Origin of the sequence: Jatrophihabitans telluris (genome assembly GCF_023516435.1) — a bacterium.
Classification (GTDB): domain Bacteria; phylum Actinomycetota; class Actinomycetes; order Mycobacteriales; family Jatrophihabitantaceae; genus Jatrophihabitans_A; species Jatrophihabitans_A telluris.
The window spans coordinates 1,847,936-1,858,880 of record NZ_CP097332.1 but is presented as its reverse complement, the minus strand read 5'-3'; the positions used below and the strand labels follow the sequence as shown (position 1 = coordinate 1,858,880).

Sequence of the window (10,945 nt, the reverse complement as noted above, 5' to 3'; positions counted from 1 at the left end):
GAAGGAAGGAATCCACTGTGCTTGATCCTGCTGCTCACGAGCGCCGCGTCGCGCTGTCCGTGACCACCGTCGGCATCCTGGCCGCGACCCTGAACTCCTCGATCCTGCTCATCTCGCTGCCGGCGATCTTCGCCGGACTCGGACTCGATCCGCTGGCACCGTCCAACATCTCCTACCTGCTGTGGATGCTGATGGGCTATCTGTTGGTCACAGCGGTCCTGGTCGTGACCTTCGGGCGGCTCGGTGATCAGTACGGGCGCGCGAAGCTGTTCAACCTGGGCTTCCTGATCTTCACGATCGCCTCGATCGCCTGCGCGCTGATCCCGAACAGCGGCGCCGCCGGGGCCCTCGAACTCATCGTCCTGCGAGTGGTGCAGGGTGTCGGCGGCGCCATGCTGACCGCGAACTCGACCGCCCTGATCACCGACGCCTTCCCTGCCGACCGGCGCGGGTTCGCCCTCGGTGTCAACCAGGTCGCCGGCATCGGCGGGTCCTTCCTCGGCCTGGTGATCGGCGGCCTGCTGTCGGAATGGCACTGGCGTGCGGTGTTCTGGGTCAGCGTGCCCGTCGGGATCTGGGGCACCTGGATGGGCTATCGCAGCCTGCGGGACAAGCCGCGCAACAACGCGGCCCGGATCGCTATCGACTGGTGGGGCAACCTCAGCTTCGGCATCGGCCTGATCGCGATCCTGGTCGCCATCACCTACGGCCTGCAGCCCTACGGCAGTCACACCATGGGCTGGACGTCACCGAAGGTGCTGACCGGTCTGATCGGCGGCGGGCTCCTGCTGATCGCCTTCGGGTTCATCGAGACCCGCGTCGCCGATCCGATGATGGACCTGTCGCTGTTCCGAATCAGGGCGTTCGCGGCGGGGCAGAGCGTCAACTTCCTCTCGTCGATGGCACGCGGTGGTCTGCAGTTCATGCTGATCATCTGGCTGCAGGGGATCTGGTTGCCGCTGCACGGCTACGCCTTCCACGACACCCCGCTCTGGGCCGGTATCTACATGCTTCCGCTGACCGTCGGATTCCTGATCGCGGGCCCCGCCTCGGGCGCGCTGTCCGACCGGTTCGGGGCGAGGGCCTTCGCCACCGGTGGGCTGCTGCTCACCGCGGCCACGTTCCTGGGCCTGATCCTGATTCCGGCGGACTTCAACTACGTGGTGTTCGCCGCCCTGCTGGCCGCCAACGGTATCGGGATGAGCTTGATGGCCGCCCCCAACTCGGCGGCGATCATGAACGCGGTGCCCGCCTCCGAGCGTGGTGCGGCCTCCGGTATCCGGGCCACCGGCATGAACGCCGGGATGGTCCTGTCAATGGGCGGCTTCTTCACACTGATGGCGATCGGGCTGGCCAGCCGACTGCCGGACTCGATGTACGCAGGCCTGACCAAGCTCGGTATCACGCCCGAGGCAGCCCACACGATTTCGCACATTCCGCCCGTCGGGACCCTGTTCGCGGCCTTCCTCGGCGACAACCCGATCCAGCAGTTGGTTCACCAGGTCGATCCGCAACAGCTTCAGCCTGGCTCGGGCGTCGATGTCGCAGCTCTGACCGGTCAGCAGTTCTTCCCGCACCTGATTGCCGACGCGTTCAAGCACGGGCTGCTGATCGCCTTCGGCGCGTCGATCGTGATGCTGCTCATCGCCGCGGTGGCCTCGCTGATGCGGGGCGAGAAGTTCGTGCACGCCGAACCCGATCGCGATCTGCCGCCGAATGCCGGGCTCGCCAAGTCCGAGCTCGCCAAGTCCGGCCAGGGATCCGGCTCCGCGACCGACCACACGTCCACTCACGCGTCCAGCCGAACCGTCAGCGCCGAGCACGGGCACGGGCACGAGACGGTGATGCAGGCGCTGGCCCGTGAGGGGGCCGCCCTGGACGGCATCCCCGGGCAGGACGTCGCCTACGAGGACGCCCTGACCGACAACCGTTGAGGTTGCCCTTCTTGCTCACCCACGATCCGTTGAGGTTGCCTTTCTCGCGAGCAAGGAGGGCAACCTCAACCGGAGCGCGGGGAGTTCAGAACAGTTCGAGGGGATCCAGGGCGGTTCGAACGGGCCCACCGGACTTGCGCGCCGAGCGCACCGCGGCCGCCGCGTGCAGGGCCTCAGCCAACGCCACGCCGTCGGCGCGGGGAACGCGCAACAGCAGCCTGATCGTCTCGGACGTGGGCGGCAGTGGACGGCCGGCCCGGCGTGGAGGTGGCGCCGAGACCGATCCCAGCTCCTGCGCGCTGGCCGGCAGGTGGGCCAGGGCGAGCAGCTCGGCGACATCGGCCGGCTCGCCGGTCAGCGACGCCATGCGGCTCACCGGAGGGAAATCGAGCTCGCGCCGGTCGGCCAGCTCGCGCTCGGCGAAGCCGGAGGGATCCCAGCGCACCAGCGCCTGCACCGGCGCCAGCGACGCGTCGGCAGTCACGATCACCTGACCGTCGGCGCGGACAAGAGCGGCGGCGTTGGCCCACCGGCGCAGCGCCTCCTCCCCCGCACGCAGGTCAGCGCGGGACAACAGCGCCCAACCGTCGAGCAGCAGAGCCGCTCCGTACCCGCCCGCGACGAAGGGCTCGGCTCCCGGCGTCGCCACCACCACACTCGGGCCGTCCGGGATCTCGGCCAGCACCTGGTCTCCGGCGCTGGTCCGGGTCACCGTGCCCGCAAAGGCACGGCCGATCTCCTCCGCCGTCCGCCCGGCGCCGATCACCACCGCCCGCAGCGCCCGACCCGAGCAGACCGGGCAGTGCCAGTCCGTGGCCGCCCGGCCGCACCAGCGACAGGTCGGCGTGGCGCCAGGGCCCGAGGCCGCCAGCGGCCCGGAACACGTCGGACACCGAGCGGGGGTGCGGTCCTTCACGCACGCCAGAGAGGGGACGTAGCCCCGGCGCGGGACCTGTAGCAACACCGGGTGTCCGGCCGCCAAGGACTGGCGCGCAGCTCGGAAGGCCACCGCCGGTAGCCGGGCGGAACGGGCGACCGGGTCACGCTCGAGCTCGAAGTCGTCGCCCGTGGCGATCACCCGTGGCGCCGCCGCGCGCAGCTCGTCCCGGCTCGCAGCGATGCGCTGAGCCCAGCCGGATTGCAGAAGCAGGGCGGCCTCGGCCGTCTGGGCATGACCACCGATCATCAGCGCAGCGCCGCCCAGGGCCGAGCGCAGGACGGCGACGTCGCGTGCGTGTGGGTAGGGGGCCCGGGGCTCGGCGTGCAGGTCATCGCCATCGTCGAGCAGGACGATCAGCCCCAGATCGCGCACCGGTGCGTACACCGCGGAGCGATTGCCCACGACCGCCATCACGGACCCGCGCCGGACGGCCAGCCACCGTCGGTACCGCGCCTCGGGACCGAGTTCGGCGCTCAGCAGCACGTGCGAGCCCGCGGGCATGGTCGCCGACAGTGCGGCGTCCACCCGTGCGCTGTCGCGAGCGTCGGGGACGACCACAATGGCGCCACGCCCGGCCGCCACGCTGGTGCGCACCAACTCGGCAACGCGGACCGGCCAGTCCTCGTCGGGCAGGATGTTCCACACCGCACGCGCGGGCCGGTGCGCGGCGACCGCAGCGACGAACGCCGCACCGGCCCGGTAGCGCGGCCAGCCAGTGGACTGCAGCGCGGTCGTCGGCGCGCTCGGCGAGATCGGGGCGGCAGCCTCGGCTCGGGCATGCCGTGGTGGAACCGCGAGCCTCACCACGTCGGCGAAGGTGCCCGCCCATCGGTCGGCAACCGCGCGGAAAAGGGCCGTGGTTTCCGGCGTGAGCACCGGTTCGTCGCCCACGCCGCGCTCGAGGTACGCCAGCCGGCCATCGTGCTCGCTGGCCGGTTCGCGGCTCAGCACCCACCCGTCGACCAGTCGTCCGGCGAAACGGATGCGGACCCGCGAACCAGCACCGACGACCTGGTCGAGCTCGATCGGGACGAGATAGTCGAAGGGGCGGTCCAGGTGGGGCAAGGGTGAATCGACCGCCACCCGCGCGATCGGATTGGCCGCCGCGGGCCGGCGGCCGGAGCTACCGCCGACGCTGGACACGCCTCATGCCTACCAGTCCGCACCGACGGTTTTCGCAGCGGAGGCCTCAGCCGAGGTCAGTGCTGAGGTATCGACCGAGGTCAGTGCTCAGGTATCGACGAACGCCATGGCGGTTGCCCGGACGTCTGCCTGCAGCCCGAGCAAACGACTGTGGGGGCAGCGGCGACCCTCACGGTCACCGCTGCCCCCACAGCGTTGGTCTCAGCTGGTCGCGAGCTTGGCGAGCTGCTCGGCGCGGTCGGTGCGCTCCCAGGTGAAATCGGCGTCTTCGCGACCGAAGTGGCCGTAGGCCGCGGTCTTCTGGTAAATCGGCCGCTTCAGGTCCAGGTCCCGGATGATGGCGGCCGGACGGAGGTCGAAGGTCTCGGTGATCGCCGAGATGATCCGCTCAACCGGAACGGTCTCGGTGCCGAAGGTCTCGACGAACAGGCCCACCGGCTCGGCCTTGCCGATGGCGTAGGCGACCTGGACCTCGCAGCGGGTCGCCAGCTTGGCGGCCACCACGTTCTTGGCCACCCAGCGCATCGCGTAGGCCGCGGACCGGTCAACCTTCGACGGATCCTTGCCGGAGAACGCGCCGCCACCGTGCCGGGCCATGCCACCGTAGGTGTCGACGATGATCTTGCGCCCGGTCAGGCCGGCGTCGCCCATCGGTCCACCGATGACGAAACGGCCGGTCGGGTTGACCAGCAACCGGTAGTCGCTGGTGTCCAGTCCGGCGACGGCCTCGACGACCGGCTTGACGACGTGCTCCTCGATGTCGGGCTTGAGAAGGGTGTCCAGATCGATGTCCTCGGCGTGCTGGCTCGACACCACGACGGTGTCCAGCCGAACCGGCTTGTTGTTGACGTACTCGATGGTGACCTGGGTCTTACCGTCGGGACGCAGGTAGGGGATCGTGCCGTTCTTGCGGACCTCGGTCAGCTTCTCGGCCAGCCGGTGGGCCAGCCAGATCGGCAGCGGCATCAATTCCGGCGTTTCGTCGGAGGCATAGCCGAACATCAGGCCCTGATCACCGGCACCCTGCGCCGCGATGGCGTCTTCGGAATGCTCGACACGGCTCTCGTAGGCGGTGTCGACCCCCTGGGCGATGTCCGGGGACTGCGCGCCGATGGACACGCTGACACCGCAGGACTCACCGTCGAAGCCCTTACGCGAGGAGTCGTAGCCGATCCCGAGGATCGTCTTGCGCACGATAGCGGGGATGTCGGCGTACGCATCGGTGGTCACCTCGCCGGCGATGTGGACCTGACCGGTGGTGATCATGGTCTCCACCGCAACCCGGCTGGCGGGGTCGGCGGCGAGAAGGGCGTCCAGGATGCCGTCAGAGATCTGATCGGCAATCTTGTCCGGATGGCCCTCGGTCACGGACTCCGAGGTGAAAAGGCGTCGGCTCACAAAATCTCCCATGGTTCCTGATGTGGATTGAGCAAAGTCTAGCGATTGAGGCGGGAAACCACGGCATCGCACACCGCGGCCGCCACCAGGGCCTTCGGTCCGAACGGCACTTCGGTCTCCCTGCCGTCGCGGTCGAGGATGATCGCGGCGTTGTCGGACTGACCGAAGGCCCGTCCGGCTCCCACCGCGTTCACCACCAGCAGGTCACAGCCCTTGCGCGCCAACTTGGCGCGGCCGTGGCTGAGGACGTCACCGGTCTGGTCACCCGTTTCGGCGGCGAATCCCACCACGACGGCGGCGAACTCCCCGGCGTCGCGGGCGGCCACCAGCTCCACCAGGATGTCTGGGTTGCCGACCAGCTCGACGGGTTCCGGTGCTGCCTCGGACTTCTTGATCTTGTGCTCGACCGTGGTCACCGGGCGGAAGTCGGCTACGGCGGCCGCCATGATCACGACGTCGGCGTCCTTGGCCGCGGCATGTGTGGCCTGTCGCAGCTGTTCTGCGGTCTCGACCCGCACGAGCTCGGCACCGGCCGGCGTCGGCAGTTCGACGTTCGCTGCGATGAGGCTCACCTGCGCGCCGCGGGCAGCGGCGACAGAGGCGATCTCGAACCCTTGCCGGCCCGACGATCGGTTGCCGAGGTAGCGAACCGGGTCGAGGGGCTCCCGGGTGCCGCCTGCGGTGATGAGGACCCGGACCCCACTCAGGTCGGGGACCAGAGCGCCCGGTCGGCGTAGCAACAGCTCGGCCAGCCGCGCGATCTCGGCCGGCTCGGGCAGGCGCCCCTTGCCGGTGTCGGCCCCGGTGAGCCGACCGGTCGCGGGTTCCACGACCACGCAGCCCCGACGCCGAAGGGTGGCGACGTTGTCGACCGTCGCCGGGTGCTCCCACATCTCGGTGTGCATCGCCGGGACGAACAGCACCGGGCAGCGGGCCGTCAGCAGGGTGTTGGTCAGCAGGTCGTCGGCCAGGCCGTGCGCGGCTTTGGCCAGCACGTCAGCCGTGGCCGGGGCCACGACGACGAGGTCGGCACCACGGCCGAGCCGGACGTGGGGTATCTGATCGGCGTGGGCGAAGACGTCCGTGGCCACCGGGTGGTGGGACAACGCGGCCCAGGTGGGCTCGCCCACGAATTTCAGCGCCGACGCGGTGGGCACCACCTGGACGTCGTGCCCGGCCTCGACCAGCCTGCGCAGCAGATCGGCAACCTTGTAGGCGGCGATACCGCCGCAGACGCCGAGCACGATGCGCCGCCCCGCGCCGGGCGCCGGCCCATCGGCGAGCCCGGTGCCGGTTGCGGCTGCGGATTCGGTCGTCACCAACGCGGCCAGGCTCAGGCCTCGGGAGCCGACGGCTTGAACTCGATCAGGTCGGAGTTGACCTCGCGCAGGGCGATGGACAATGCCTTCTCCTGCGGAGCGGTCTCGACCATCGGCCCGACGTACTCGAGCAGGCCCTCGCCCAGCTGGCTGTAGTAGGCGTTGATCTGGCGGGCCCGCTTGGCTGCCACGATGACCAGGGCGTACTTCGAGCCGGTGCGCTCGAGCAGTTCGTCGATGGGCGGGTTGGTGATGCCTTCGGGGGTGGACGCGATGCTGGTCACGCGGGCCTCAAATCCGTTCGGTAGCTTGGTCGTGCAGCTTGACGTGTGCGGGTTCCGTTGGGCCCAGGGCAGATCCTCGCGCGCCCGGCCGCCCGCACATCCGGTCAATGCTACCGCGCCCGGCCGCCCGCAGGCCCACCCGCGGGCCTCGACGGCCGCCGTCCGGCCGAGCCGGGCGGTCCCGGCCCGCGTCGTCGCATAGGAACGCGCCTGGGTGTGACCCAGGTTACCGCCGCCTCTCCCTTCGGCCCGCTACTGTCCGTGCCACGACACAAGCTCGATCCAGCCTCCATCCAGCCTTCCTCCAGGCTTCCTCCAGCCTCCATCCAGCCTCCCGCCAGCCCAGTGACCACCGAGCGGAGAAACAGCACGTATGAGCACCAGCGGGTTCACGGTCGGGGTCCTGTCCGAGGACGCCAACGGCGAGCGGCGGGTTGCCCTCGATCCGGACGCCGCCAAGCGCGTGATCGGCGCGGGCCCTGCGGTCCTCGTGGAATCCGGGGCGGGTGGCCGGGCCTGGTTCTCCGACGAGCAGTATCAGCAGGCCGGGGCCGGCGTGCTCGACCGGGCCGCGGTGATCGGCGGAGCCGACGTGATCGTGTCGGTGAGTCGGCCGGACGACGCCGTCCTGGACTCCCTGCGCGCCGGTCAGGTGATCATCGGACTGCTCGCGCCGTTGACCAACCCGGACCTGGTGCGGCGGCTGGCCGATCGGTCGCTCACCGCGATCAGCCTCGATCAACTGCCGCGCACCTTGAGCCGGGCTCAGGGGATGGACGCACTCAGTTCGCAGGCCAACGTGGCCGGGTATCGCGCCGTGCTGGTCGCCGCCGAACACTTCGACCGGTTCTTCCCGCTGCTGATCACGGCGGCCGGCACCTCCAAACCCGCCACCGTCCTGGTACTCGGAGCCGGTGTCGCCGGGCTTCAGGCGATCGGCACCGCGCGCCGGCTCGGGGCCGTGGTGTCGGGCTACGACGTGCGCCCGGCCGCCCGCGAGGAGGTGAGCTCGCTCGGTGCCAAGTTCGTCGAACTGAGCACCGCGATCTCCGGTGCCGGAGCCGGCGGCTACGCCCGTGAGCTCAGTGAGGAGGAGCGCAGCGCGCAGCAGGCCGAACTGAGCGCCGTCATCGCCCGCCACGACATCGTCATCACGACCGCTCAGGTTCCCGGACGCACCCCCCCGGTACTCGTCACCGCCCAGGCGTTGGCGGCGATGCGGGCCGGCTCCGTGGTGGTCGACATGGCGGCCAGTGCGCTGGGGGGCAACGTCGTCGGCTCCGAAGCGGGTCGCACCATCGTCACCGCCAACGGAGTGACCCTGATCGGCGCGACGAACCTGCCGGCCCGGTTGGCGACCAGCGCCTCGCAGACCTACGCCCGGAACGTCGCCGCATTGCTCAAACACCTGACTGCCGAGGATGGCTCCATGCGACTGGACCCCGACGATGAGATCACCGCCGGTGTACTGATCACCCGCGACGGACGGGTCGTCCATCCCGGCGTGGCCGCGGCCATGGGGGGTCCGGCGTGAGCACCGGATTCGTCGGGGACCTCACCATCTTCGTCCTGGCCCTGCTGGTGGGCTTCGAGGTGATCAGCAAGGTGCCCGCCACCCTGCACACTCCCCTGATGTCCGGGGCGAACTCGATCCACGGCGTCGTCCTGGTCGGCGTGATCATCCTGTCCGGCTTCGTGTCCGGGCCCCTGGGCTACGTCTTGACGTTCCTCGCTGCCGCCTTCGCCGCGGCCAACGTGGTCGGCGGCTACGTGGTCACCGATCGGATGCTGCAGATGTTCAAGAAGCGTCCGGTGCCGGTAAAGGCCGCCCCACCCCATGCCGGGGTCGAGCCGGGGGACGACCGATGACCCTCGATGACGGAGTGCGGGTTGCCTCGCTGATCGGTGCCTCGGCGTTCGTGCTCGGCCTGCACCTGATGAACTCGCCCGCGACGGCCCGTCGCGGCAACCAACTATCCGCCGCCGGTATGACGCTGGCCGTCGTCGCGGTCCTGGTCCAGGTCGGCCACGGCGGGACCATGTCGGCAACCCGGTGGCTGGTGCTGCTCTGTGGAGCCCTGCTCGGCGCGGCCGCCGGCCTCTACTCGGCCCGAGCCGTGGCGATGACCTCCATGCCACAACTGGTGTCGCTGTTCAACGCCGTCGGCGGTGGCGCCGCGGCGCTGATCGCCGTCGCCGACTACCAGCACCACCCGCAGGTCTCCTCCGGCACGGGCATCGCCTCCGTGCTCGACGTGCTGATCGGTTGCGTCACCTTCTCCGGTTCGCTGATCGCCGCGGCGAAGCTGCAGGGCTACTGGTCCCAGCCCGTCTCCTTCCCCGGATCGCGCCTGATGTCGAGCGTGCTCGCGCTGGCGGCGGTCGCCGCGGGTGTCTGGGTGATCGCCGGCGCCGACAACGCGTGGGTGCTGTTGATCGTGGCGCTCGCGGCGACGGGCCTGGGCATCGGCATGGTCCTGCCGATCGGCGGTGCGGACATGCCTGTGGTCATCTCGTTGTTGAACGCCTTCACCGGAACGGCCGTCGCGATGGCTGGCTTCGTGCTGTCCAACGCCACGCTGACCATCGCTGGCGCGCTCGTCGGTGCCTCCGGCGGGATCCTCACCAAGCTGATGGCCGACGCGATGAACCGGTCGGTCGTCTCGATCATCGCGGGCGGCTTCGGCACCGGCGCCGTTGGCCTGGCGGCCGCCCCCGGCAGTGGTGGCAGCGTGCGCTCGGTGGCGGTGGACGACGCCGGCCTGCAACTGGCTTACGCCAACAAGGTGATCATCGTTCCCGGTTACGGCCTGGCCGCCGCGCAGGCCCAGCACGAGGCGCGCGAACTGGCCGAGCTGCTCGAGGAGCGCGGCGTCGAGGTCTCCTACGCCATCCACCCGGTCGCGGGCCGGATGCCCGGGCACATGAACGTCCTGCTGGCCGAGGCGAACGTGCCCTACGACCAGCTGCGCGAGATGGAGGAGATCAACCCCGAGTTCGAACGAACCGACGTGGCTCTGGTGGTCGGGGCGAACGATGTGACCAACCCGGCCGCCCGACGGCCTGGAAATGCGGTGTCCGGCATGCCGATTCTCGATGTGGACCGCGCCAAGAGCGTGCTGGTGATCAAGCGTTCGATGGCTTCGGGATACGCCGGGATCGACAACGACCTCTACACCGACCCGCGCACCAGCATGCTGTTCGCCGATGCGAAGAAAGGCCTTGCGGCCCTCGTGACCGCGATCAAGGCCGTCGGGTAGGGGCCGCGCTCCGGCTGCCCGCCGGCGCCGGCCGCGGACTCACTCCGCGGAGGCCGACTCGATCAGCTTGACCAGCTCGCCGGCGGCGTGCTCGACGTCGTCGTTGACGATCACCTCGTCGAACTCGTCCGCAGCCGCCAGCTCGATCTCGGCTCGAGCCAACCGAGCTTCCAGATCGGGCGGGCCCTCGGTACGACGGCCGAGCAGCCGCTCCCGGAGCTCGGCCATGGAAGGCGGGGCCAGCAACACGAACTGCGCCTCGGGCATGGCGTCCCTGATCTGGCGGGCGCCCTGCAGTTCGATCTCCAGGACGGTGGGACGCCCAGCGGCCAGATGCTGGTCCACCGGCTTGCGGGGGGTGCCGTAACGGTTGCCGGCAAAGGTCGCGTACTCCAGCAGCTGCCCGGTGGCGATCAGCTCGTCGAACTGGGCGTCGGACACGAAGTGGTACTGCACCCCGTCGGACTCCCCCGGCCGAGGCTTGCGGGTCGTGCACGACACAGACACCCAGACGTGCGGGTACAGCCGACGCACTTCGGCCACGACCGTCCCCTTGCCGACGCCGGACGGGCCGGAAAGCACAGTCAGTCGTGCTCGCGGAGTGGGCGCGTCGGTGGTGCCAGAGGTCATGCTCGCATTGTGCCGAACGCCGGTCTGGCCCGCAGCA

The 10,945-nt window shown here is 70.0% G+C and carries 9 protein-coding genes; 4 read left to right on the top strand and 5 right to left on the bottom strand.

The genetic code is table 11. The features are described from left to right. The first annotated feature begins 17 nt into the window (after window positions 1-17). Window positions 18-1,934, top strand: coding sequence for an MFS transporter (locus M6D93_RS08700; RefSeq protein ID WP_249773962.1), 1,917 nt, complete (start codon window positions 18-20; stop codon window positions 1,932-1,934). Window positions 1,935-2,019: 85 nt separating this feature from the next. Here M6D93_RS08700 and M6D93_RS08695 read toward each other — a convergent pair whose 3' ends face one another. The 4 genes from M6D93_RS08695 to rpoZ form a co-directional block, all read right to left on the bottom strand. After that, window positions 2,020-4,017, bottom strand: coding sequence for a primosomal protein N' (locus M6D93_RS08695; protein ID WP_249773961.1), 1,998 nt, complete (start codon window positions 4,015-4,017; stop codon window positions 2,020-2,022). A 201-nt stretch (window positions 4,018-4,218) separates the two neighbouring features. Next, complete coding sequence (gene metK / locus M6D93_RS08690) at window positions 4,219-5,415, bottom strand: methionine adenosyltransferase (protein WP_283818662.1); 1,197 nt, start codon at window positions 5,413-5,415, stop codon at window positions 4,219-4,221. A gap of 38 nt (window positions 5,416-5,453) precedes the next feature. Beyond that, window positions 5,454-6,662 (bottom strand): bifunctional phosphopantothenoylcysteine decarboxylase/phosphopantothenate--cysteine ligase CoaBC, encoded by a 1,209-nt coding sequence (gene coaBC / locus M6D93_RS08685; RefSeq protein ID WP_347343589.1) that lies wholly within the window; start codon window positions 6,660-6,662, stop codon window positions 5,454-5,456. Window positions 6,663-6,748: 86 nt separating this feature from the next. After that, a complete protein-coding gene (gene rpoZ / locus M6D93_RS08680) occupies window positions 6,749-7,018 on the bottom strand; it encodes a DNA-directed RNA polymerase subunit omega (protein ID WP_249773958.1) in 270 nt (89 codons plus the stop codon). A 373-nt stretch (window positions 7,019-7,391) separates the two neighbouring features. On the opposite strand from rpoZ, the gene M6D93_RS08675 reads away from it, so the two are divergent. The 3 genes from M6D93_RS08675 to M6D93_RS08665 are packed head-to-tail and all read left to right on the top strand — an operon-like array spanning window position 7,392 to window position 10,278. Next, window positions 7,392-8,552 carry a Re/Si-specific NAD(P)(+) transhydrogenase subunit alpha gene (locus M6D93_RS08675; RefSeq protein ID WP_249773957.1) on the top strand — a complete coding sequence of 387 codons (1,161 nt, stop codon included), beginning with the start codon at window positions 7,392-7,394 and terminating at the stop codon, window positions 8,550-8,552. Next, window positions 8,549-8,887 (top strand): NAD(P) transhydrogenase subunit alpha part 2, encoded by a 339-nt coding sequence (locus M6D93_RS08670; RefSeq protein WP_249773956.1) that lies wholly within the window; start codon window positions 8,549-8,551, stop codon window positions 8,885-8,887. Before M6D93_RS08675 ends, M6D93_RS08670 begins: the two co-directional genes overlap by 4 nt. Beyond that, on the top strand, window positions 8,884-10,278 hold the full coding sequence (locus M6D93_RS08665; protein WP_249773955.1) for an NAD(P)(+) transhydrogenase (Re/Si-specific) subunit beta: 1,395 nt from the start codon (window positions 8,884-8,886) through the stop codon (window positions 10,276-10,278). Before M6D93_RS08670 ends, M6D93_RS08665 begins: the two co-directional genes overlap by 4 nt. Before the next feature lie 39 nt (window positions 10,279-10,317). On the opposite strand, the gene gmk is transcribed toward M6D93_RS08665, so the two are convergent. Beyond that, complete coding sequence (gmk, locus tag M6D93_RS08660; RefSeq protein ID WP_249773954.1) at window positions 10,318-10,908, bottom strand: guanylate kinase; 591 nt, start codon at window positions 10,906-10,908, stop codon at window positions 10,318-10,320. Window positions 10,909-10,945 lie beyond the last annotated feature (37 nt).